At 41.2% G+C, this 24,715-nt stretch carries 21 protein-coding genes and 1 pseudogene; 8 read left to right on the top strand and 14 right to left on the bottom strand.

Going from position 1 to position 24,715, the window contains the following annotated elements; genetic code table 11:
* Positions 1-20 precede the first annotated feature (20 nt).
* From M23134_RS31530 to M23134_RS31520, 3 genes are all read right to left on the bottom strand, one after another.
* The gene (locus M23134_RS31530) at positions 21-473 is read right to left on the bottom strand and encodes a hypothetical protein (protein ID WP_002703629.1); all 453 of its coding nucleotides are present in this window, start codon (positions 471-473) and stop codon (positions 21-23) included.
* A gap of 475 nt (positions 474-948) precedes the next feature.
* Positions 949-1,785, bottom strand: coding sequence for a phytoene/squalene synthase family protein (locus M23134_RS31525; RefSeq protein WP_002703628.1), 837 nt, complete (start codon positions 1,783-1,785; stop codon positions 949-951).
* Positions 1,786-1,806: 21 nt separating this feature from the next.
* On the bottom strand, positions 1,807-3,306 hold the full coding sequence (locus M23134_RS31520; RefSeq protein WP_002703627.1) for a phytoene desaturase family protein: 1,500 nt from the start codon (positions 3,304-3,306) through the stop codon (positions 1,807-1,809).
* A gap of 383 nt (positions 3,307-3,689) precedes the next feature.
* Between M23134_RS31520 and M23134_RS31515 the strand changes: the two genes are divergently transcribed.
* The gene (locus M23134_RS31515; protein WP_002703626.1) at positions 3,690-4,364 is read left to right on the top strand and encodes a metal-dependent transcriptional regulator; all 675 of its coding nucleotides are present in this window, start codon (positions 3,690-3,692) and stop codon (positions 4,362-4,364) included.
* Positions 4,361-4,873: a hypothetical protein gene (locus M23134_RS31510; protein ID WP_002703624.1), complete on the top strand. Its 513-nt coding sequence runs from the start codon at positions 4,361-4,363 to the stop codon at positions 4,871-4,873. The genes M23134_RS31515 and M23134_RS31510 overlap by 4 nt, the downstream gene beginning before the upstream one ends.
* A 392-nt stretch (positions 4,874-5,265) precedes the next feature.
* Here M23134_RS31510 and M23134_RS31505 read toward each other — a convergent pair whose 3' ends face one another.
* Positions 5,266-5,976 (bottom strand): Ig-like domain-containing protein, encoded by a 711-nt coding sequence (locus M23134_RS31505; protein ID WP_002703622.1) that lies wholly within the window; start codon positions 5,974-5,976, stop codon positions 5,266-5,268.
* A gap of 236 nt (positions 5,977-6,212) precedes the next feature.
* On the opposite strand from M23134_RS31505, the gene M23134_RS31500 reads away from it, so the two are divergent.
* Complete coding sequence (locus tag M23134_RS31500; RefSeq protein ID WP_002703620.1) at positions 6,213-6,899, top strand: leucine-rich repeat domain-containing protein; 687 nt, start codon at positions 6,213-6,215, stop codon at positions 6,897-6,899.
* Positions 6,900-6,969: 70 nt separating this feature from the next.
* Here the strand turns inward: M23134_RS31500 and gldF are convergent, their stop codons facing one another.
* The 4 genes from gldF to M23134_RS31480 form a co-directional block, all read right to left on the bottom strand.
* A complete protein-coding gene (gene gldF / locus M23134_RS31495) occupies positions 6,970-7,698 on the bottom strand; it encodes a gliding motility-associated ABC transporter permease subunit GldF (protein ID WP_002703618.1) in 729 nt (242 codons plus the stop codon).
* A gap of 355 nt (positions 7,699-8,053) precedes the next feature.
* The gene (gene gldA / locus M23134_RS31490; RefSeq protein ID WP_002703617.1) at positions 8,054-8,965 is read right to left on the bottom strand and encodes a gliding motility-associated ABC transporter ATP-binding subunit GldA; all 912 of its coding nucleotides are present in this window, start codon (positions 8,963-8,965) and stop codon (positions 8,054-8,056) included.
* A gap of 270 nt (positions 8,966-9,235) precedes the next feature.
* Complete coding sequence (locus M23134_RS31485) at positions 9,236-10,384, bottom strand: serine hydrolase domain-containing protein (protein WP_045114729.1); 1,149 nt, start codon at positions 10,382-10,384, stop codon at positions 9,236-9,238.
* A 594-nt stretch (positions 10,385-10,978) separates the two neighbouring features.
* Entirely contained in the window at positions 10,979-11,929 is a 951-nt protein-coding gene (locus M23134_RS31480; RefSeq protein WP_002703614.1) for a D-2-hydroxyacid dehydrogenase, read from the bottom strand.
* A gap of 372 nt (positions 11,930-12,301) precedes the next feature.
* Between M23134_RS31480 and M23134_RS31475 the strand changes: the two genes are divergently transcribed.
* The 5 genes from M23134_RS31475 (at position 12,302) to M23134_RS31455 (ending at position 17,828) form a co-directional block, all read left to right on the top strand.
* Positions 12,302-13,972, top strand: a complete 1,671-nt coding sequence (locus M23134_RS31475) for a hypothetical protein (protein ID WP_002703612.1) — start codon at positions 12,302-12,304, stop codon at positions 13,970-13,972.
* Positions 13,969-15,573: a hypothetical protein gene (locus tag M23134_RS31470; RefSeq protein WP_002703611.1), complete on the top strand. Its 1,605-nt coding sequence runs from the start codon at positions 13,969-13,971 to the stop codon at positions 15,571-15,573. The genes M23134_RS31475 and M23134_RS31470 overlap by 4 nt, the downstream gene beginning before the upstream one ends.
* A 115-nt stretch (positions 15,574-15,688) precedes the next feature.
* Complete coding sequence (locus M23134_RS31465) at positions 15,689-16,816, top strand: protein-glutamine glutaminase family protein (RefSeq protein ID WP_157558747.1); 1,128 nt, start codon at positions 15,689-15,691, stop codon at positions 16,814-16,816.
* 8 nt (positions 16,817-16,824) lie between these two features.
* Positions 16,825-17,160, top strand: coding sequence for a hypothetical protein (locus M23134_RS31460; RefSeq protein ID WP_045114728.1), 336 nt, complete (start codon positions 16,825-16,827; stop codon positions 17,158-17,160).
* A gap of 401 nt (positions 17,161-17,561) precedes the next feature.
* Positions 17,562-17,828, top strand: coding sequence for a hypothetical protein (locus tag M23134_RS31455; protein ID WP_002703605.1), 267 nt, complete (start codon positions 17,562-17,564; stop codon positions 17,826-17,828).
* A 123-nt stretch (positions 17,829-17,951) separates the two neighbouring features.
* On the opposite strand, the gene M23134_RS31450 is transcribed toward M23134_RS31455, so the two are convergent.
* The 6 genes and pseudogenes from M23134_RS31450 to tnpB form a co-directional block, all read right to left on the bottom strand.
* Entirely contained in the window at positions 17,952-18,287 is a 336-nt protein-coding gene (locus tag M23134_RS31450; RefSeq protein WP_082226747.1) for a transposase domain-containing protein, read from the bottom strand.
* An 18-nt stretch (positions 18,288-18,305) separates the two neighbouring features.
* Positions 18,306-20,090 carry a reverse transcriptase/maturase family protein gene (locus M23134_RS31445; RefSeq protein WP_002703601.1) on the bottom strand — a complete coding sequence of 595 codons (1,785 nt, stop codon included), beginning with the start codon at positions 20,088-20,090 and terminating at the stop codon, positions 18,306-18,308.
* Between the two features lie 593 nt (positions 20,091-20,683).
* On the bottom strand, positions 20,684-22,417 hold the full coding sequence (gene ltrA / locus M23134_RS31440) for a group II intron reverse transcriptase/maturase (RefSeq protein WP_002703599.1): 1,734 nt from the start codon (positions 22,415-22,417) through the stop codon (positions 20,684-20,686).
* Between the two features lie 530 nt (positions 22,418-22,947).
* A pseudogene (tnpC, locus tag M23134_RS31435) lies at positions 22,948-24,051 on the bottom strand (IS66 family transposase); the annotation flags it as partial.
* Positions 24,052-24,128: 77 nt separating this feature from the next.
* A complete protein-coding gene (locus M23134_RS31430) occupies positions 24,129-24,353 on the bottom strand; it encodes a hypothetical protein (protein ID WP_002694135.1) in 225 nt (74 codons plus the stop codon).
* 31 nt (positions 24,354-24,384) lie between these two features.
* Positions 24,385-24,715, bottom strand: a 331-nt coding sequence (gene tnpB / locus M23134_RS31425; protein WP_002703593.1) for an IS66 family insertion sequence element accessory protein TnpB, incomplete at its 5' end; no start/stop codon positions are given.

Here is a 24,715-nt window from a genome sequence, read left to right as displayed (position 1 = left end):
CAGTTCCTTGGTTATCAATATTATAAATATTTTTCGGCAAGTGCCTTATCTTCTTCGGTAGCAGCTTGCGACTCTTGCAAAGCAGTAGCTACTGCTTTGGTCAAGCCAGGGTCATCTTCTATAAGGGGCAATCCTTTGGTCAGTAGTTGCTTATCTTCCAATATGTTCCTTTTATAATTCAGCAAAGCCGGACTGTTTACTTGTATGGTAAACCGTAAAAAACGAAGTTCAATACCCTCACTGTCTTTTACAATTGCACGGTCTATGATAGCTGCCCCATCCATAAACCGGCTGAGTTTTATATGTGGAAGAAAGCTATGCTTCGCTCTGATAGCCTGCACTGCGCCCTTGTACCCCAATAGCACAGGGTAGTCTTCAGTCTCCTTATTGTCCAGCATCTTATACAGCTTATCACAAACACTACTGTTGTCAGCCGCTTGTTGATATAATTGTCTTAATTCGTCTAATGTCATTGTTTGTATTGAGCCGTTAGCTTTTAGCCTTCTTGATCTCTGTGTAGCTTTAGCCTTTAGCTTTTGTTTAACTGTTTGTATTGAGCCGTTAGCCTTTTCTTGAGCTATGATGAGCTTTTAGCCTTTTTGATCTTTGTGTAGCTTTAGCCTTTAGCTTTTGTTTAACTGTTTGTATTGGGCCCTTAGCTTTTTATTGAACTACGATGAGCTTTTAGCCTTTAGCTTTTTTTTGGCTGTTTGTATTGGGCTATTAGCTTTTAGCCTTTTTTTAACTGTTTGTAGAGAGCCGTTAGCTTTTTCTTGAGCTATGATGGACTTTTAGCCTTTAATTATCATATTTGCGAATTAGTTAGGAGCCGATAACCCGCAGTTTCAGCGTCGCTTCGCGCCCATTCGTAATTCGTAATTAACCAATTCGTAATTAGCTTTGTAGAGCTCCCTCTGGTCGGTTCGTAATTGTTTAAATCGTAATTATTCAAATCATATTCAAACTATGTTTGACATAAGAACTAAAAAAGAGCATGTATTTGCGGCGGTTCGAAATGCGAATACGTGCACTCATAATTTGGCGGGGAGGAGTGTTTTGTATTTTCTTAAACAAAGAATAATAATACACATACGCCATGTATACGCCAAAGCGAGCGTGTTTGGGTAAACCCTTGATCCCCTCATAACCATCTCTGAAGTCCTTCTCTATATCTTCTTCTATTTCTTTCTTGTTTATCTCGCCAAACTCGCTGATATCAACCCCTGGAAAGTAAGTGCGTCCCAGTTCTTTATAGTCTTGCTTGAGGTCGCGCAAAAAGTTAATTTTCTGAAAGGCTGACCCTAAACGCATGGCGCCGTACTTGAGTGAATCGTACTTGGCAGCATCACCTTCGCAAAACACCCGCAGGCACATCAACCCTACTACTTCGGCTGAGCCTAAAATGTACTCTTCGTAACCTTCTTGGTCGTAGTTAATACCCACTAAATCCATCTCCATACTTTTCAAAAACGTGTCAATCAATTCGCGCTCAATGTTAAATTCATTGACTGTTTGTTGAAAACTGTTCAAAATAGGATTCAAACTTATTTTTTCGTCTATAGCCTGATAGGTTTCCTGTTTAAACCTGTCAAGCAGGTCTTTTTTATCATAGCCGTGAAAGGTATCTACTATCTCATCGGCAAACCTTACAAACCCATAAATAGCATACACAGATTTGCGTATTTTTTGTGATAAGAAACTGATGCCCAAAGAGAAAGATGTGCTATAGTTGTTGGTCACAAGTTTACTGCACTTATAAGATACTTTGTCGTATAGAGATTTCATTGTAGGTAATATTTGATTGGTTTAAATAGTTTGTATTTCTTTTTTGTTCTTAAAAGCTTTAGCTATCTCTTGTGCTACTACCTGCCCCGATATAAGCGAAGGGGGTACTCCCGGTCCCGGCACAGTCAATTGTCCAGTGTAATAAAGGTTGCTTACCTTGCTACTTTTTAGCGAGGGCTTTAGTATAGCAGTTTGGCGCAATGTATTGGCAAGCCCATAAGCATTGCCTTTAAATGAATTATAATCATTGATGAAATCATTGTGCGCATAGCTTTTTTTGTATATCACATGTTCTTTTACCGATTGTCCGGTTAACTTTTCAAGTCGTTCCATTACCAGATTGTAATACTTTTCTCTGGTGGCCTCATCGTCTTTCAAGTCGGGAGCTACAGGTACCAGGATAAACATATTTTCTTTACCTTCAGGGGCTACACTGGCATCGGTCACCGATGGGCAGCACACATAAAACAAAGGCTCACTTGGCCATTGAGGTTGTTCGTATATCTCTATGGCGTGTTGCTCAAATGCCTGGTCAAAAAATAAGTTATGGTGATGTAAGTTTTTTAATTTTTTGTCAATTCCCAAATAAAAAATAAGACTTGAAGGCGCCATTTCGCGCTTGTCCCAATAATGTTCAGAATACTTACGGTATTTCTCTTCAAGTAGATGTTGCTCTACGTGATGATAATCTGCCCCACCAATAATTACATCGGCTGGTAGCTCCTCACCACCAATAATTAACCCGGTAGCCGTACCGTTTTTTACTTTTATTTGCTCTACATTGGCGTTGGTCTCAAACTTTACCCCCAACGATTCGGCGAGGCTTACCATCCCCTCTACTATCTTGTGCATTCCCCCCATTGGGTACCAGGTGCCCAGTTCAATATCGGCATAGTTCATTAGGCTGTATAGGGCGGGGGTATTACGCGGGGTGGCTCCCAAAAACAACACAGGAAACTCTAACAACTGGATAAGCTTGGGGTGCTTAAAATACTTTCGGATGTGACTATAAATAGAGTTGAACACCTGCAAACGAAATACTCCGGTAATGAGGCGCATGTCTACAAACTCACGCAACGAACGTCCTGGTTTATACACCAAATCGTTGATGCCTACTTCATATTTGTAGGCGGCTTCTTTCAAAAACTGGGTTAATTTGGCACTACTACCAGGCTCAAGAGACTCAAATATCTGGTGGAGTTCGTCGAGGTTGGCGGGTACTTCCATTACATCATCTTTGCCAAAAAACACTGAATAAGAAGGGTCAAGTCTTTTGAGGTTGTAGTAGTCTTTTGCCGACTTGCCAAATTTGTTAAAAAATGACTCAAATACGTCAGGCATCCAATACCAGCTTGGGCCCATGTCAAATACAAAACCATTGGCTTCAAACTTGCGCGCTCTGCCCCCCAACATGGCGTTTTTTTCAAACACCGTTACATCATAGCCATCGTTCGCCAGACAAGATGCGGCCGCCAACCCAGCAAAGCCTCCCCCAATAATATGCGCCTTTACTTTAGTCATTTTTTTGTGCTTTTTAGTATATAATTTGGTTTTTTGTTTAATGAGTAGTATAAAATAACATCAAATTCATTAACAAAACCGTAAAACCGAAAACTTGTTTATATTTTTTTTCTAAACATTCAACAAAACCCACAAGCTTTGTACATTGTTTTCAATTTTCATAAAAACAGTGTATATCCGCTTTTTGCGTAATTTTTCTAAGTACTTCGCTCAACAAACCAAACAGGTGATCGTCAAATAGTACAAGGGCATCTAGTTACAGTTATTGAGGTAATGTTGTATACAATTTTTCTCATTTGTCAAAACTTTGACTAGTGCTCCGGTAGGTACTTAAAAATTTATTAACTTTATTGTCTCAAGTCACACTATCTCTTTATTTGCAGATGCTTAGTTTAACAGAAGAAGATTACCTAAAAGCCATTTATCAACTTTCTGAAACTCACGGAGAAAAAGAAGGAATCAGCACCAACGAAATAGCTAAAAAAATTAACATAAGTGCTGCCTCTGTAAGCGATATGATTAAAAAACTGTCGCAAAAGGAGATGGTAAACCACATGAAGTACAAAGGAGTAACCCTCACTAAACAAGGTAGGCAAATTGCCATTAATCTTGTAAGAAAACACCGACTTTGGGAAACTTTTTTAGTAAGAAAGCTCCATTTTAGCTGGGACGAGGTGCACGATGTTGCCGAACAACTCGAGCACATTCAGTCGCCTACCCTCATCCAAAGGTTAGATGAGTTTTTGGAGTTTCCGGCGTATGATCCTCACGGAGACCCTATACCCAACGACAAAGGAGAGATTGTAAAACGCAAAAAAATAAGCTTGCAAGAAGCTCCCCTTCACCAACCACTCAAGGTGCTTGCTGTAGAAGAGGGCGACCCTTTGTTTTTGAAACACCTCAACAAACTCAAGATCAATATAGGTACTGCCATTACCATTTTGGACAAGGTAGAGTATGACGAATCGCTTGAGATTCGCCTGGATAAAGCCGAAGCTCCTATGATGATTTCGCACAAGGTGGCACAATACATTTTTGTAGCGGAGGGGCAACGATGACAGACCCTGCCCCTATAGATAAAAATGCCATTGACCGGTTCAAACAATTACTTTTTAGTACCGACGACGAACGCAATGTATTGCTTGCGCTTGAAATAGCCAAGGCGCATAGTTTTCAGTATGTGGGGCTCAAAGACGATTTGTTTGAGGTTTGGAAACAAGCGCACGTATCGGGGGAGGTACTCAAGCAAATTGAGCAAATTATTGATCTGAAATACCCCTTCAAGCGGTTTAGAAGCGTAGTACAACAGGCCTTACAAGAGGAACAAAAGATAGCTTGGGAGGTGGGGAATCTTGCCTTGGGGGTACTGCGCGACTGTTTGGATGAAGACCAAATGCAACACTTGGTAGATAAATATCAATACGAAAAAAGGCGGCGGTTTTCTACCCATGAGCCGTTGTCAGGGGTAGAACTTATTTACCTGCATTGGCTCGACAAAATGGGCAATGCTTCGGCTACTCACTTGCCCAAAACTCTGAAAAATATTGAAAAATTGATTAGAAAATGAGGGGATGTGTCTGGAATCGTACCCTACCAACTTTTTTATCCCGATGCGTTAGGAACACACGCGAGGACGCGTGCGCCAGCTCCCTGAGGTGCTTTAAACCAAGTATTTTAAATACTCAAAAGTTACCACAAATGAGTGTAAGTAATATTCCCAAGCAACCTTAAGGTAACGAATATACGATTCATTGGGGTAACTTGCTGTGACGGATTCAACTTAGTAAAATGTAGGGCTTTCTTATAAAAAATGAGGAGCCTCTCTGAAGCTTGCAAAGTTCGAGGTTTCGATCGGGCGTGAAGACACTGCCCGAGGCGGGGTTAACGAATACGCGATTCATTGGGGCAACTTGCTGTGATGAGCGCAACGTAGTTAAACGCGGCAAAAATGCCCTATCATTAATATCGCTTAGGCACGCGTTTTTCCATCAGGTAGTTGGGCGTAATTACCCTTAATATGTAAATGTCTTCGGGCAGGTCGCGTATCCATATCTTTTGCTCCAGCATATTGTTTTTAGAAGGCTTCAACAATTGTACTTTTACCAACTCGCCTTTTGAGCTGTACAACTCTATGCGGGCAACTTTGATTTGAACTCCTTTGAGTTGCACGTTGAAATAGTCGGTGGCAGGTGTTGGAAACACATGCAAGCTTTTTTGCTCGGTGGGCTTTTTGGTGGTAAAGTGCCAGTTTTTGACCGTTGGGGTACCAGCAAAAGCATTTCCTTCCAGGTCTTTTACATAGTTTTTGTCTATTTGAATATGGTAGGTGGTATAATGTGCCAGCGGCATGTTGAGGTCTACCACCAGGCGGTTATGGTCTGCATTTACATGAATGCTTGAAGCTTCTATGATTTGTACTGGGGTGTTGCCTTGCTCTTTTTGGATGATAAGGTTGCCGCTGCCCGTTTGGATGGGGCGGTCAAACTGTATGATGAGTTGAGAAGCAATGGGCACATTTGTACTCGCTTGGGCAGGATGTAATTTTACTATTTTGGGCGATGTACTTACCCGATGTTGGGCGGCGTGCTGCGCATTGAGGGAGGGCATATAAAACCCGCACACAAGGCATAGTAATATAATTTTTCTTAACAACATTAGTTTTTCAAGCATTTGTGTATATCGTAATGCAAAATTAAGTAAAAATTGTGAATTTTTCTGGGTAGCCCGTATATTTATAATAACAGATAGGCAAAAAGACATACAATTGCTCGGTATTTTAGTATAAACCAGTACGAATAGCTGCTATTTTGACAGTACTACATCATATTATTAGCTAAAAAGTACTTGGTGTACAATTTGTATATGGGTGTATACCATATAACAACAAACCTATAAGTAAGGATATAATGAATAATGGCAGTAATTTTCAAAATGATCTGAAGGCTTTTTGGCAAAACTTCAATACCGAAATTAATAATAGTTTTGGGGTTGACCTGAACAAGATCGCCGCAGATTGGAAAAATATTTTTAAATCGTCGCAGAGTTGGTGGGACAACCTGATTCCGGAATGGCAAGAGGTTTTTCGCCGAAATATAGACTTTACCGGACGCCCTACTGAAGCACAACTCAAGCAAATAATTTATTTGCAGGAACTGGATTGCAGCAATGCCCAACTTGCTACGCTCACCCCTTTAAGTCAGCTTAAATACTTACAGGTGCTCGATTGTAGCTCTACCAATATACTAAGTCTGGAGCCCCTCCAGCAGATGACTTCTTTGCTGAAATTATCGTGTTACAATACCCACGTAAGCTCCCTCAAACCTTTGCGTAAGCTGGTAAACATGCGGGTGTTGCACTGTAGTATGACCGATATAGACCGCCTTGACTACCTCAAGGGCATGCACCTTTTACAAGAGCTCAACTGTAACTCTACGTATGTAAAAACTTTGCGCCCCCTCAGAAAGCTAAAAAAACTACAATTATTGTATTGCGAAGATGCCCGCCTGACTGACAAAACGGTGCGTCGGTTTAAACGTCGTCACCCTGAATGTGAGGTGTTTTATACGCCTACAAAAGAACGGGAAGACGTTTGATGGTGATCGTTGAGCTTTAAGGCCACCCCTGTTTTTCACCCAAAACACTTTCGAACTTTAAGCATTATATTTACCATTTGCGGCTACCCAATACCAGTTTGGTAGCAAGCAACATCACAGTAATCATACTAAAAAAGTATACCAGGTTACGTGAGTCTATCAAACCTTTGCGGATGGTTTCGTAATGATAACTGATCCCCCACTGAACAATGTAGTACGAAAAGTCGCTTGTGTCGCGTACATTGGCAAGGTAACCGAAACCTTCGTGAAAAAGAAAACAAAGAAAAAGGGCAATGATAAAAGAGACAATTTGGCTTTCGGTGAGCACCGAGGCAAACAAACCAATAGAGGTAAATACTGCACCTAGTAGTATCAGCCCAAAATAAGAGCCCATTGTGCCCGATATGTCTATATTACCCACTGGGTTGCCCAAACAATACACCGAAAAAAAGTAGATCAGTGTAGGCAGCAAAGCAAAGATGACCAATGCCAGACTAGCCAGGTATTTGCCCAGCAAAATATCCCAGTCGGTGAGGGGGCGGGTAAAGAGCAACTCCATTGTTCCGGTCTTTTTTTCTTCGGCAAAGGTGCGCATGGTAATCGCCGGAATCAAAAACATAAACACATAGGGCGCCAGCGAAAAGAGGCTTTCCAGGTCGGCGTAGCCATAATCAAGCACATTGGTAGAAGGAAACACCCACATAAACAGGCCGATGCCCGTAAGAAATACAATGATGACAATGTAGGCGATCAGTGAACTTAAAAAACTGTTGAATTCTTTTTTGAAAATTGTTAGCATAATGTCTTAATTAATTGAAGTTGCGAGGTACAAGCGACAAGCTTCAAGTGCCAGCTATATTCGCACCTGAAATATGTAAATAGCTGGAAGTTAAGTTTTTACAGTTTACATACTGCAACTTGGGTTAATTACCAATCAGTTCACTAAAATCAATACTCCGCAGTGATTTTAGTCAAAGTTGTTTGCTGGTGATCAGTTATTGATGAATTTAAAAACTATTTAATTGGGTGTTTAGGCGTAAAACCGAAACACTTTTGAAAATAAAGTGAGTACGCAATCTTCATATAAAATACTGGTTTACAGTATTTAACAAGGTGAACATTTACTCGAATCAGCTATGGACTATTATAATATTTTATTTAGTTAAGTTCTGAAAAACATCTTCCAGGGTATTTTCCTGTTGTTGAAGTCCTACCAAGGTCCAGTGATGGGTTTTGGCAAGTTCAAACATGAGCGGGCGCACGTCTGTTTCTGGTTGGGCAAACACTTTGTATTTACCACCACCCAATGGTTGTACCTCTATGACACCTTCAAGCTCACCAATGAGTTTCCAGTCGATCTCTTCTTTAAATTCGGTAATAAAAGCATTGGCTTTATTTTGCATTGCCTTAAGCGAGTCTACGTTGCCATCGGCTACTATTTTGCCCAGGTTTATAATGATCACCCGGTTGCACATAGCTTGTACCTCTTGCATAATGTGGGTAGAAAAAATGACTGTTTTTGCTTGCCCAATGTTTTTAATCACCTCACGTATTTCTACAATTTGGTTGGGATCAAGCCCAGTGGTAGGCTCATCTAAAATAAGTACTTTGGGATCGTGAATGATAGACTGTGCCAGCCCTACCCTTTGGCGATACCCTTTAGAGATGGCCCCTATTTTTTTGTGTTGTTCGCGTTGCAACCCGCACAACTCTACCATAGCAGCTACTTGCTGTTTGAGCTTGCGTCCTTTTAAACCGTGCAAGGCCCCAATAAAACGCAAATACTCTTTGACGTACATGTCTAAATACAAGGGGTTGTGTTCGGGCAGGTAGCCAATGTTTTTGCGTACTTCCATTGAGTTTTGGGTCACGTCAGATCCACACACTGCTACACTACCCGCAGTAGGGGGCAAATAGCCAGTGATTATTTTCATGGTGGTAGACTTTCCGGCTCCATTGGGTCCTAAAAAACCTACAATGTCACCCGGTTGTGCCTCAAACGACACCTGGTCTACAGCATTCTGAACGCCAAAAGTTTTGGTAAGATCGCTAACAACAACTGACATAGAGTTGGTTTAATTGTTTATAATGTCTGTTTCCATACCTGACAGATTTCTGAAGTCTATCAGGTAGGAAAGCATTTCCTGAATGCAATTAACGCATCGCAACTCAAAATTAGTAAAAATGATGATTTTTTTTTCAAGGAAGGTAGATACAAATCAGGCAATTCGCAATAAAAAATTTTACGTTCGCAAGAAATCAGGCTGTTTTTTTTGATAGCCCCAACTACTGGTACAATTTAATTGACGCCAGTAGTTGGTTCATATCTTCTGTAGTTATTTTTTGGCTTCCTCGAAAAGCAAATCACGAATACTTACCAAAGAAGTGGTTTTGTTGGCGGTTACCATCACCCCTACTCCACTTTTAGTATCCAAAAAGAATTCTGTCTGCACTCCTCTTTCCGATCCATTATGCCCCAATATTTCATCTCCTGCGCTGGTTTTATCATAATACCAACTCAACCCAAAGTTTGAGCTATCTACAAAGCCTGCCCTGGCTTTAATCAAGTCTACTGTAGTGCTTTCCAATATTTTTTGACCATTCAGCGTGCCTTGTTGCATAAACATTAACATCAGCTTACTCATATCTTCTACACTACTTCTGAGTTGTCCATTGGGATAATCGACAAAAGTATAATGCTGAATGGCTGTACCATCGTTTTGATAAGGAATGGCTACCTGGTCTATGTTTACATCTTTTAGCCACCATCCTGTATTGTTCATCCCTAATGGGGTAAAAAGTACTTTTTTAGAGTAATCGCTAAACTTTTCTCCTGAAATGGCTTCTGCTAAATACCCACATAAAGCAGAACCCACGTTTGAGTATTTAAAGCCCGCACCTGGTTTGTCTTTTGTGTATGAATCAGTGCTGTAATATTTCCCACCGTCTACCAAATAATCTTTCAGAAACTCCCCCAAATCAAGCGAGGTATCTCCACCAAATGTATATATTTTACTATCGTCTAACTCGTCATAACCAGCATCGTTAATTGACCCGGCGTGGGCTAACAGCATTTTAAAAGTAATGGTTTCGTTTGGATGATGGGGATTTATTACCTTAAAAGGGAGGTAATCGTTGATGTTATCGTCTAATTTAAATTTTCCGGCATCATATAAAGTCAATAAAACAATACTCGTTACTGCTTTAGAAACAGACCCCAACATAAAAGGGGTATCTTTGCTTACCTCTTTATTATTAGCTACGTCTGCTTTTCCAAATCCTTTGATCCAAACAGTTTCATTTCCTTTAATAATAAATGCGGAAAGTCCATTAATCGACTCTTTTGTCATTTCACCTACAATTTTGGTTTCCAATTCACTGAAACTCTGCTGTGAATTATTGGTAGGTTCTGTGTCATCTTCTTTTTTACAAGAAACAGTTAAAATCAATGCTACAAAAAGCATGAGTAGTTCAATTTTTCTCATAGTTGCGTATAATTGTAAGGGTTTATTTACGGGTTAAATTTTTAAAGCCAGTAAAACTCTAAAAATAACCTCATTTGGATGATGTGCTTGCTGATAAATACTGCTTAAAAAAATTATGTTATAACTCCAGCGCTGACAGGCATCGGAGTTCACAAAAGCAACGCGGGCAAAAGTGAAGTTTTACAAGGTTCACCAAAGTAAATCCGGGTTTTTCGTTCGGTCTACAGCTATGCCCTCAAAACAGCACACTTATATCGACCAAACTCCTTTGTTTGCCTCATTTCAAGGTAACGAGAACCTTTTCTATTAAGTTATTTTAATTAGGCGAAGCCAATTAGGAGGGAGTTTATCATATTTCGTATTTTTTAGCCTCTATAACAATAAGGTTGAAAATAACACATCATAGACTTGTGCCCCACAAGTAAAAATCCAGAGGGTTGCCCATACACAACAACAGCAGAACAAACAATTGGCTTGTTTTTGTTGATTGGGCAGTTGCCAAAGTACCAAATACGAAAAACCATTGGCAGTCATTAAATTGCTTAGACCACCAATGGTTGATGAGATAACTTCAGGTTCGAGTGATTTGATTTTTTACTCGTTCACTACATTTTGTGGAGTACCTTCTACAAAGTTTTTTACGTTGTCAAGCGCCTCATTCATCAAAGCATTGCGCGACTCTACCGCCCCCCACGCCATGTGTGGGGTAATGAGTACATTTTTGGCTTTAAATAAAGGGTGGTCGGCTTGGGGAGGCTCGGTAGCCAATACATCGAGCCCGGCACCCGCTATTTGCCCACTGTTAAGCGCATCGGCCAGGTCTTGCTCGTTGATAAGTCCCCCTCGGGAGGTATTGATAAGCAAGGCAGAAGATTGCATGCGGCTTAGCAACTCTTTGTTTACAAATCCCTTATTGTCTTTATCTAAGGGCAAATGCAATGTAACAATGTCGCATTTTTCGAATATTTCTTCCTTTTCGGCATACTGAGCGTATATATTGGTTTTTTTCGATAGATTGTTATAAAACATACGCATGCCAAAAGCCTTTGCTACTTCAGCCACCTTGCGCCCTATTTTACCAAAACCAATGATGCCTAGTCGCATCCCGTTGAGGGTATGAAAGGGGGCTTTCCAATAGCACCAGTCAGGGTTTTTCGCCCATTCGCCACTTTTTACACTTTGGTCGTGCAGGCTTACCCGGTTGATGAGCTCAAGCATCAAGGCAAAGGTATGCTGGGCTACTGCCACATCGCCATACGCCGGAATATTGGTGACCACAATATTGCTTGCTTTGGCTGTTTTCAGGTCAATCAGGTCGTACCCGGTGGCCAATACACCAATGTATTTGAGGTGGGTAAGTTGCAACAAAGTGGCACTGTCAAACCTTGCCTTGTTGGTAAGCACAATGTCGGCGTTTTGGCAACGCTCTACGAGTTTTTCCTGGGGGGTGCGGGCATATACGGTTACTTCACCAAAAGCCTCAAAGGGGGTCCAGTCTAAGTCTCCCGGATTGAGGGCGTGCCCGTCTACAACTACTATTTTCATTATATATAAAAAGATAGATTCAAAATAAAATAAATCCCAATTTAAAACTAAATATCAAAAAGAAGGCAATTTAAAATTGGGAATTGTGAGAGAGGGAGAGAGTAAAGGGGCTTTGTCTTGTCCTGATATACCACCTAACACACATTTGCAACACATGTCTATTGTCTACGAGCATTTAAAATGCGCTTTCCGAGCAAATAAAACAAGATTAAAACTTCCACAAAAATGCGCTTTTCAGTAGAGAGACAAAATATTTGGAGTAAATTATTATAATTGCAAATATGACACTATATTTAGGGGCTTTTTTTTCTTGAAAATACAAAATAAACCCTAACTTGAAGGCGTCTTCAATTTTATCAACCCCTGGCAAACATGGATAAAACTAAAGATGTTGCAAGAAACACTCCTACGTCAAAAAGCAATGTTGACCCACCCAAGGTGTTTGCCTCGCAAGTAAGCAGGCTTGCCTCAGCTGATGGCAGCAAACCCAGGCTGCTTTCTACCCCCAACTATCAATTCCCCACCAATGAAGAGGGACGGGCGGTATTGACCCGCAGAGGGGAAAAGCCTATGCCATTGCTGCTCAAACGGCGTGAAGACCCCTTTGGCGTGCTTTCATCTAAGGTTTTGGTAAGAAGAACGCCCACCAAGCCTCACCATAAGACCATTTCCCCAATTAAAGCACATACTGTAGACGAGTTTGCTTTGATACTGCTCAATTACTTAAAAAACACCCCTCAGGCTTTATCATTTGCCCAACTCAAAGCAATTGTGTTGAGTTTCAAGCAAGAATTTGGGCAGTTTTTGGGAGTGGGCGAAGAGGGAAGCGCAAAAGTTGGAAGCAAAGAGGAAGGTGTTTGGGACTTTTTGGCACACCTGGAGAAACAACGCAATAATTATGGGGCTCATCGTTTTGACAACCGCAAAACCAATCAATTACTGCATGGTATTTTACAAGCTTTACAGCTACTGACTTCTCAGAAGTTGGTACAACAAGACCCTGAGCTAAAGTTGGGTGCCAATCGCTTGATAGCGTATATCGTACACTATCAAAACCGGGAAGGGGATCCGTTTGTGGCAGCCCAAAACATCATTGATTTGATTGTGTCCGGAAAAATAGCCCAGGTAAACCAACCGAGTTTGGTAAAAACACTGGGGGATATTCGGCATGCCATGAAGCAATACTTTGAAGGCAACTTAAAGGTACCTTTGCTGCGGATGCTGGACAAGCAAACCCAGAATAGCGGGGGGACAAACACCGCCCCAGACCATCGGCAAACCAATGCTTTTATGCACAAGCTCAAAAGAGGGCTGGCTACTATACAGGGGGCTTATAAAGGCAAACAACCTTTTGTAGCTCAACTGACGACTGAGGTGTTGGGTTTGATCAATCGCTATGAACACCGTGACCTTACACCAAAGAAAGAAATAAAAATAGAAAAAGAGGAAAGAATTGTTGACCCGGTGACCACCCAATATGCCTCCGAGACCAACTACGCGATGTATCAGGTCATTGGCGAGTTGATTGACAACCCAAAGTACCGGAAGATTTTTGAGCTACCCACCAAACTCCAGGATAAACGCCTTAAGGTGATCATAGAGGAGATAAGAAAAAAGCACAACTATCAGTCTATTTTAGATGTAAATGGCAAGGTAAACTTTGACTATGATGCCCGACAAGAAGTTTTGCGGAGGTTTAGCGAGTGGAGTTTGCGCAAAAAAGGCAAATCGCTGGAAAAGCAATTATTTAAATCGCGGGAAGACGCTTTTAATGCTGCCAAAGCAGAGGCAAAAACTATATTGACCAAAACTGATAAGGTGGTGTGGCAAGCCAACGACCAATTGACGGCACTTTACCACCAAGGGGTCGTAGGTTTGATCCAGCGAAGAATGTTGAGTCTGGAAAAGCTATTGGGCAAAACCAATTGGAAACAATTGTTTAAAGAAGCAGGTTTGTATGCTTTGCTTGATAAAATAAACTTTCAGGAGGGGGCATTTATGGCGCCCGAAAAGAACACTACCAACCTATATATGACTATGTGAATGGTTATAGGATTGACTCGCCCCAGGGAGGCACCGCTGGTGGTCAAGGCAACAACAGTGCTCCCCCTAAGGCTTTTAAAACCAAGCTCAAAGACATGGTCACTGACTATTATTTGCGCTATAGATACACCAAACAAAGGCTCAAAAAGTCGACCCAGGCACTCGATGTCATTCGGTACAAAAACAGTAAAATTAGTATACGCTATGGCGAAAGGCACGACGAAAGTGCAGAAAGAGGCTTGGTAAAATACGACAAACAGCTGTTATCAGACGCAAAAAAGGCTTTTAGGGCGATCGCAAGAACTTATTTTCTGAACGAAGACTTTGCGAGCAGCGAACGCACTGGTTTTGCAAAATCGCTGCTAGAAGGGCTCGCCGAAAGTACTTTTTGGACAGACTATAGCACCAATACTGATTTTGCGCAGTCGATGGCGCAAAACATGCAATATGAGGGCTTGGCACTGACCAAAAAACAGCTAAGCCGTGCTAAGCAAAGCCTTACTGAACAAATAGGCACAGGCATTGGCACGAGTATTCCGGTGATGCTTGAGATTATGGCTACTACTCTGATAACCGAGGGAGTAGGCACTTTGCCCGCCATTGCCAGGGCGGGCAACGCTTTGGTAAAAACCCTGCGCCTGGGTGAACGCACTACCCAGGTGCTCCGGGCGGCGTTGGTCAACAGCATTGCTTTTAAGCTGGCGGGTCAAAGCGAATATTCGGGGCTGGGCGAGGGTATTATTCAGGGTTTGGTAGGGGGCAGGCTTCCATTGCTCAAGCTGCTAAACAAACCTGCCCATAAAATAGTGATCAATAGTTTTATCAACAATGTAGCCATTCGTTATGGGGCACACGTAGCCACCGAAACCACTCAGGAGTATGCAGGTGACCTGATGGACAACCTCATGAAAGACGGCACTTTTGCCAGTGCCCTGCGCAAAACATTTGGTGCCAACCTGGACCAGGCAGGAGAAAAGCTGGTGGTAACCGCTGCCATCTGTGCTTTTTTTGGTAGCGCGGGATCTGTCAAGGGTTTTGTGGCAGATACTACCCTACAGTTGCAAGCCAAAAAGATGAAGGCTACTACTACCGAGGCCAAGCTGGCGTATACCAAGGCGTTGGCACTACTTGCCACGGTAGATCATTTGCAGCCTGCGGCAAATCAAAAGGGCAAGGCTACTCCTTATCAGGTACAAGCTGCCCCCAGGATGCCCCAAAAAATAGAGGAAAGCCCTGAGTTAGAGCTTCTCTACCAGGAACTTACCAAACGTGAGGCGCATAAAAAGCGCCTGGAAGAAGGTTTGGGCGAGCTGCAGGGCAAAGTAGGCATTCAGGTAGAGTATGGCAACCCCAAAATAAGTGGCAAAACTGTACAAGCCCATTATACCACCCAAACTCGAACTTACGCTAGGGTATTTAGCCTCACTACTATAGACACTGTTCAGCTGAGGGTGGGTCCCGATGCCACCATAGCCCACATACAAGAGCACCTTGCCACGCTCAATTATATGCGCCGTTACCAAGGCCTCAGTGGTAGAATGCGTGCCTGGGGCGACCAATTCAAAAAAGCCGTAGGCTGGCACGGCATTGTGGGAGTCTAAGCAAGAAATAGAGAAACTCTCGGCCATTTTGATGAAGCGGGCTCAGGTAATTGAAGCGGGCAAGTTTGACCCTGCCCAGGCCCCTGAAATAGAAACCGAACTAGGGGTTATACTTTTGCAGCTTGAGTATTTTGAGGAGGTAGCCCATTCGGTGAGTGCAGATACAAAGGGGGTGGGGTATGTGGCGATGTTTGGAAATAGGAAAAAAAAGCTCCCAAGCGAAGAAAAGGCCAGAAAAATAAGTAATGACATTATTACAGATACCTTAAAAAACATTCCGGCTTTTTCATTTACCGAAAATGGTTGTCATATGAGGGCACATATAGTAGCCAAACGTCTCAAAGACGAAGGCATAGAGGCTAAGAAGATTTTTGCAATCTCGACCAATGAAAAACCAATAGAAAATGACAACCTGCAAACCAGCAGTAAATACATCAATACTTTAGGAAACAAAACGAATCTGTGGAGCTACCATACTGCAGCACTGATTGAAGTAGAAAAAGAAGGTAAAACTCTTAAATATGTCATAGACCCTCCATTAAGTAATCATCCACTCACAGTAGACGCTTGGTTAAATAAAATTAGTAAGGTGCCATTGATGGAGTTAAAGAATGGTTCACAAATTCTCAAAAGAGATTATCGCAAAACAAACTTAGGCAAGAGTACAATTTGGAGGGATAGCATTGGCAACTTTCGGTCTAATATAAATATTTATTTTGAGGCTGACGTAGAGTTCATGACTCCAATACATATGGTAGAGAAAAAAATATCGTTTGATGATGAGTATCAACAAGCAAAAGAGATACTATTACCAAAATTTAATTTTGAAGCTAAAGCAGCTGAGCTAGCTACTTTTATTCAAGGCAAAGGAGTGAATAATTTAACCCAAACTGATATTACTAGCATAAGAAGTCAATATACGATGGACCAAATAGCACTTTGTATAGCAAAATACAGTTCGGGAATGTACAAGGGGCATGGAGTAGAACAAATGAACTTAGACAAAAAGTTGTTCCCTGATCAGGAAGAACGTAATTTCATGAAGTTTGTGGTTTATGCTATCTCCTTAGGAAGTCCTATGGTCATACAAATGTACAGTAATTATGTTAACACCCTGCAAGTAAAAGCAGGGTCAAAAACAAACTTAAAAAAGTTTAAAACAGATTTCCCCAAAATATTTTTAATTTTAAAAGAAGAAGCTAACAATATTGGAAAAAATTTCGAACAAGATTTATTTAAATAAAACAAACTATGACAGAGTCCCTTTTTATAATGAAGTTTTGCACCTTTCCAGATGGAATTGGAATTTTTACGACTGATCCTCCGGTAGCGCTACTTTATTTTGACCAACAATTGGCTAGAGATAGATTTGAAGAGTCTCATAAGCATCAAAATGAGATGATGCAGTCTATGTTTGATATCAAAGACTTTGCTAAAACACGTGCCAATGACTTGTTTCCTGACGATGAACTTTTTGACAAAGAATTTGAAAAAATCGTAAGAATTTGTGCCAAAAATGACTTTCGCAAGAAGGAGATAAAAGCTACTCTAGTTTGTGAGGACATTATCATGAGAATAATTGATTGATTGGTAAGTGCTGCAAACAGTAAGTATAGAATATACTAAATAAAAAATATGTCAGTTTCCCTTTTTATAATGAAGTTTTGCACCTTCCCAGATGAAATTGGAATTTTTACGATTTACCCTCCGATAGCACTACTTTATTTTGCCCAACAATTGACCAGAGATAAGTATGAAAAGCTCAGCAGAAACGAGCATCAGGTAATGTATAATAAGTAGTTTTGTAAGAAACTTTGCCAGTGGAATGTTGTTGCTTGATGCTAAGCTTTTCAATAGGGTATTTGAGCAACTAATCAGCGCTTATACAACCAATGCCTTTCGTAAAAAGCAGTGGTAGTTGGTGAAAATACCATTGTAGAAATATTATAAACAATCAGAATCAATACTATCCTAAACGTTCCTTAATTATGGCAAAAATAACGATACAGGACTACATAAAGGCTTTTCACTGCGAATCAACAAGAAACTTTAAAAGGTTCAGGGTAGAAATATACCTTAAAACACTTATTGAAGAGGATCATGAAACCATTCCCAGACCTTGGTATAACCTTAGAGGTGAAAAGGCTATTCAATGGACTTTACTTCTTGCCAAAGTATTTAGAGATAAATTACAGGTAGAAGTTACTTTCAATGAAAAAACGCGCAGAATATCAGAGATCAGAAAAGTAGAATGAATCCCTACCCCTCTGACTTAAGTTGTTGGATAAACGAAAGTTTTTAACTTTCGTCCATACACAAGATACTTCAAATAAAGTTTTGCAGGCATTAAGGTATCCCCTCATTCAAAGGGGGGTATTCTAACCTTGTTGCGTTTTCCAGTTGCTAGGCAGCAAAAGATGTAGTTTTTGAATAGGGTGATTATTGATATTTTTGATCACATTTGTAAGCCAAGCGAGTGGATTTACCCCTACTATTTTGCAAGAACCAATCAAAGAGTAGAAGAGTGCAGTGCGTTCTGCGGCATCTTGTGAGCCAGCAAAGAGGTAGTTGTTAAACTCAGCGGGGAGGTCACCCTCCCACACTGGTCTCCAGAACGGAGCGTGAAGTAGAGTAGGATGCCAGCGAGTTGGCTGTTGCCAGCTACTTTTCCAACACCCCCTCTCCGAACCGGACTTGACCAATTTCTGTATCATCCGGCTCTCCAGTCAAATTCAAGATAATGGCTTGCTGTCATATTTCCCATAATGAATTTGTTGATGACATTTTTGGCAAACAATAAGTGTTTTACGTTTTCTTGCCATCATTTTCTTTTTCCATTCTGGAACAGGTGTACCTTTGTTTCTGTTTGGATTGAGTTTTCTAATGTGGTGCACCTCAATATTTTGAGTACTTCCACACAATTCACATTTTTGAGCCAGTAGACGCTCTACCACTTCCGATCTATGATTCCAGATATTGCTATCTTTCGCATCATCAATTGTTACCCATCCATTCCATTTGGTAGAAACACCTCCAAAATGTGCTTTGAGTGGTGTTTTTCCCTCTCTTTCTACCAGAGTTTGTAATACTTTGTAGGCTTGTCCTTCAATCTCTATGGTAGTAGCGTACTTTTTGTAGACTTTATTACAAGTAGTTTTGTACTTATTAGCTAAAGTCTTTACCAGAGATTGTTCCATCACATATTTTAACTTACTGATGGTGTGTAGGTTGTAAGCCATACGATAGTATTGTACCAAACCTTGGTATTCAGATTGGTATTGACGGATAATACTATAAGCCGAGTCAATAGTGTGTTGTGGTAAGTGACAAGGTTTTCCTCTTTTTATATATCTAGCACTGTGTTCTTTGATAACTCGTGCTGGAATTTCCAAGCCTATATTACCATTAATGCACCTTTGTCCAGTTCGGTCGTGTTTAGCATCTTCTTGTAAGGTTCTAATGTGATACCCAAGAAAGCTTGCTTTTTGGCTTTGAGCGTGGGTAATCAAGGTTTTGTCACTATTCAATGTCAAGTGTAGTTCGTTTGCCAGAAAATCAGCTATTTGTTCTTTTATTTTAATAGCTTCTTCCTTTTTACCAATATACCCTAACAGCGTATCGTTGGCGTACCTGATGTACCATAATCTCCGATACTTAGGATCGTTGGTGTCTCGGGAGGGGATTTTCTGTGCTTGTTTGTTTAATTCTCTGCACTTATCCATATCTCCTTGTTTACGAGCTTTTGAAGCTTGCCTTTTAATTAGGGCATATTTGGGGCAAGATCTACGTCTTTTACCTTTGGTATTAGCAGGTATCAATTTATTTTCCACGAATTTGTCTAATTCGTTTAAAACAATATTGGTCAAAATAGGACCAATAATTGATCCTTGTGGAACACCGCTATAGGTTTTGTTATATTTCCAGCCTTCTATATAACCTGTTTTAAGCAGTTGGGAAATGAGGCGAATGAATCGGGGATCGTAAAGTTTATCAGAGAGAAGTTTAATGATGAGTTGATGGTTTATGTTATCAAAACATCCTTGAATATCTCCTTCTATGAACCATTTACTTCCTTTACCTTTCAATCTCATTTGCTTCAATGCTGAATGACAACCTCTACCAGTTCTAAAGCCGTGAGAACTTTCACAAAACTGTGGTTCAAAATATGCTTCCAGAATAAGTCTAATGACTTCTTGTAGCAGTTTATCTGACCAACAAGGAATGCTCAGAGGGCGTGGTTGCCCATTTTTCTTTGGAATAAATATACGTTTGGATGGTTTCCAACGATAACTTTCCTGTTTGAGCTTGCAGATAATGTCTTGTATTTTATCCAAAGACATTCCGTCAGCTGTTTCGGGGGTTATTCCAGAAGTCAGAGCACCCTTGTTACCATAAAGATTCGAATAAGCTAACAAGTATAGATTAGGGTTATACAGTAATCTATATACCCTTTCTATTGGTAGCTTACGTTCACCTCTTTCCTGAATGATGTGTAAAATCGTTTTGGCGTTTCGCATCTCGCGTACCTCCCGTTTTGTTAGACATCTAATGACCTGTTCTCCTTTGCCTTGTAGATGGCTTTCCCATCCTCCCTGGTAGGGCATAACTCCCACGACTACTATGAGAACTCCGTTACCATAGGAATCTCTTCCCGTAGGCAATCCCGTGTTCCGTCATCAATAAACGTTATAGAGTAACTTAGGTATCCCATTCATATCCTTGAATAAGTTCATTACTTATCGATCTTAGATCAAAGTTTTCCTCAAACGAAAGTAGGATTTGAGTATATCTAAGACATCGGTTGGTAAACGTGTTCCCGATGAATGTGAAGTTCCATCTCTGGATATTGGGTTTCAGGCAGTATAGCTTTTACCATATTACTCAGGCGTTGCAGAGCCATCAACTACACGTTTTCGATGATTCTCCGCTTTAGTCACATGCTCTTGTCCCCTCGCCTTTTCAGGCTTAAGTAAGTGCTTCACCTCAAAGTATTTACTTTGAACTCTGGCTATCTTGGATAGCAATTTATTTGATGCGTTTCACGGCGCACAGTTTCCCTTCACTCCGCTCCTCAGTGTATGACTACTACCATTGTTTATAGCATCCACACTTAAGCATGAATTTGGTCGTGGCAATACAGATGTACCAGTATCAGGTTTTTGTCTGCATTACTACCTCCCTTAACTTTTGGCTTCAGATGATGCTTTTCAATGATATCATCTGGGTTAAAGCTAAGTCCACAATGCTCACATCGACCCTTTTGCTTTTTTAACAAGCGGGCTTTTTGCGGATCATAGGTTTTGTATTTATCTCCTATTCTCCGACTCCAATATAGTTCATCTCCATCAAAAGGGCTTTTCCCTCCTCTGACTTGTATCCATTTGACACTTTTTGGAAAGTCAGAGTGATACAAGAGCCTGTATTCGGCTTCCTTCGTTCGATGGACAAATGCCCACCTTCTTTGCTTTGTTCCAAAGTATTTCTTTTTGATCCAAGGTAGTTTCTTCTTGGGATGTCGGCGTTTTGCCCACCTCCATAGTCGTTTCCACAATAAATCTTTTACTTTGGAGAAGCTTTTTGAAGCATGCCAAGGAGATTGATAGTTGCACCAACCTCTGATTATTGGATTGAGGTTACTGATTAAAGCTCCAGCACTTAACGCTCGGTGTTTAATGCAAGTGGCTTTAAGTGTTTGGTAATGTCTATCAATGCTTTCTTTGGAGGGTTGGATGATAGTTTTGAATCCTAACTTCTTACCATTGAGGTTTCCAGATTGATGCTTCCCTACCTCGAACTGTCTGATTTCAAAGCCTAGAAAATTGAATCCTGGTTTTTGGTCATGGTGTTTTTGGAGGGTATGTACTATTCTGGTCTTGCTGGGATGAAGTTCTAGGTCGCTTTCCCTTAACCAATTTTCTACCAAGCTTTTGCAATGCTCTATCGGCGCTAATTCCTCACATAGTATCACGAAATCATCGGCATACCTTATAAGGCGAGGAGCTTGTATACGTCTACCATAATCTCTCCGCGAGTGTTTTAGCCTTCGGTCTGTATTGGATGGATAGTGTTCTGCAATGAAGTTCTCCAATCCATGCAGGGCAATGTTAGCTAAAAGCGGTGAAATACTACCGCCTTGCGGTGTTCCACTATGGGTGGGATTATGTCCTTTTCTTTCAGCCCGTTCTGAGAAGTCTATAACTCCTGCTTTGAGCCAAGCCTTTATTTGGCGTGAAAAGGTGGGAGAAGTATTGAGCTTGTCAAGTAGATATTGGTGGTTGATTTTATCAAAGCACTTACTGATGTCTGCATCCAAAACATACTTAGGTTTTTTATTGATGCAACAGAAAATGGCTTTGACAGCGTCGTGAGGAGAACGACCTGGGCGAAATCCATAAGAATGAGGCTCAAATCGAGCTTCCCATTCGGGTTCCAGTGCCAGTTTAAGTAGAGTTTGTTTAGCTCTTTCTTGTATGGTAGGTATGCTCAGGGGTCTTTTCTCCGCGTTAGATTTGGGTATCCATATCCTGCGGGTACTACTAGACTTTCCGTTGAGCTTCAGGTTTTGAGCAAGGGTGAAACGCTCTTTCGGATTAAGGGATTTTACTCCGTCAATTCCTGCGGTCTTCTTGCCTTTATTCTCCTGAGTTACCTTCCTTACCGCCAAGAGCTTAGCAAACATTGAACTGGTCATCATCTTTTGGAGTTTGCGAACTTTGGGTAATTCATTCTTTTGTGTAGCTCGATAAATTCGTTTTTGCAGCTTAAATACCTGTAAATCCACCTGTTTCCAGTCGATCATTTGCCAGGTATTCCATTTCAACTTTGACTGTTTTGTAGTCTCCATACTAGAACTTTGAACTGTTTTTAACGAATGTATCTCTCATACAGCAGGTGAGCCTTCAGCTTATCCTGCTCATTACAAGCAGGCGTTTGCTTCCTCTCACATCCCTTGGCTTGGGGCGTTTCTTTGCGGGTAACTACTCTGAGATTCCAGAGAACTTCCCCAAACCTTGAATCGTTCCTGTTTATGATTGGTACTGACCTTAGAATTGCTCAATCCACCGAAGCTGTGAGGAAAGCATCAGGAAAAACCGCAAAACATTTTTCCTTTCCTACTTTGGCTTATGCTCATGTTTTGAACGCTGGGTGTCAGTGCTTTTCCCAACTTACTCGTCACGATGGTTTACAAACATTCACTTTCGTTATTCATAGTCAGTTGCTGGCAGCTACCCTGGATTGCACTACCAGTTGTGCCGCTTTTAGTGCCGCTTCAGCTATTGGAGATACCACTTTCCAATCACTGGACACTATGCTTTCAATCAGATGCCTAGATGGAGGGACTTGCACCCTCATCATAAACAAGTTCTCTTGGTTTCAGGCTCTCGCCTTTCCCTGTTGACCATCGGTTGATGGTGGGGTGAACTTCAGAAGCCGTGACTTCTTGGTATCACCAACGACCCACACTTTGCGCCCCAGTGCAGCGGAACGAATAGCGTTTTCTATCAGATTGTTATCAATCTGCACCTCTCCATGCCAGAGGTATCGAATCAATTTCTGCCAACGTTTTTGGATGTATTCAATCGCTTTATAAAGCTTCATTTTGGGCTTGAGCTTGGTTTTGGTTTTATGCATCCAATGCTTGAGCTTCATCAAAGGAGTACCCGCTTTTTGCCTACGTAGCAAGCTTGCTCCTGTTGTATCCAATCCTTGTTTTTTGATCTGCTTCTCGATAAGATATAGTTCTCCAATGAACTCCAGAGGAGCTTCGGTCAGGGAAGGGTGTGCCTTGCTGACTTCGAATATTTTGCGCCTCGCGTGCGCCCAACACCCAAACAATGTCATATGTTCATTTTCTTCAAAATGATCATAGACCCCATAGCCATCAGTCTGGATTTTTCCTTTGAAATGAGCTAGAATTTTATCTGGAGGTTCACTACCCCTTGAGTGATGATATTGGATAAAACAGGCTTTACCTGACTGATAATACCATAAATAGCCTTGGTGGATGTTTTTTTTCTTTTCGCGGTCGAGTACCTTGATAGGGGGCTCATCGATTCTTATATAATTGCTTGAAAGTACTTCTTTTTGCAACAAATCGTACAATGGAGTGAGTAATTGGGCGATTTTTTCAACCCAAGAGTTGAACGTAGAAGAACCTATCCGAACCCCTGACCGCTCAAAGCGCTGGAGTTGACGATATAAAGGCAAGTGGTCACAGTATTTATCACAAATAATTTGGGCAAGTAGTGCTGCATCTGCCAAACACCTGTTGATAGGGCGTTCAGGCTTAGCCGCCATTATTTTTTTAGCGTGCAAACCATCTGCTACATCTTTGATATAACAATGGCGAATGTAACGAATGACCACCAAATGACCTGGCACATAATCGAGTACCTCGGTAATTCGGTCAGGCAAACGACGCATATCTTCGGTGATGGGTTCATCAGGAGTGATCACCACTTCTTTGCGTGGTAAGTGCTCAGGGAACTTGCCCTCAGCATTTAAAAGTTTATTAGATGTTTTTTTGGGAGGTGAAGCGGACTTAACCGTATCTACTACTTCTTCCCCGAATGCAAGTTCGGGATTTTCAACTTGCGCTTTTTTTTTGCAGGGGTGTAGTTGCTACCACGAGACTCTGACTTGGTGTCATAGGTCAAACGAAGTAGTTCATCAAGCTGGGCTTTGAGTTCAGTCATCTCTAGATTTTGGTTTGAGATAAGCGCCTTCAAATCAGCATTTTCTTTGGCAAGTGCCTCATATGTAGGTTTTTGTTCCTGCATAGGGCAAAACTATTAAATCTAACCGAAATATCTACGCTTTTGCCAAATAACGTTTGCGATAAGTCACCGAACTCAAAGAAATACCTGATAAAAGTAAATGAGCTTCGGAAGCAGTCAGTGGGCGGGTACCCCAACTCATCTGAGGGCGTTCATAAGTACCTGTTTCTAAACGCTTGTAGTAAATCGCAAAACCATCTCCTTCCCAACATAGTAACTTTACCCGATCACGACGACGATTGAAAAATATAAACACTGAGCCACTGGTGAGCAATTCACCAAAGCGCTCCATCACCAAGTTACACAAGCCCTCGAAGCCTTTGCGAAAATCGCATACCTCGGTATATAAATATATGACGACGCTA

Origin of the sequence: Microscilla marina ATCC 23134, assembly GCF_000169175.1 — a bacterium.
In the GTDB taxonomy this organism is placed as follows: Bacteria; Bacteroidota; Bacteroidia; order Cytophagales; family Microscillaceae; genus Microscilla; species Microscilla marina.
The sequence above is the reverse complement of the archived record's forward strand: the minus strand, read 5'-3'. Positions and strand labels throughout refer to the sequence as shown.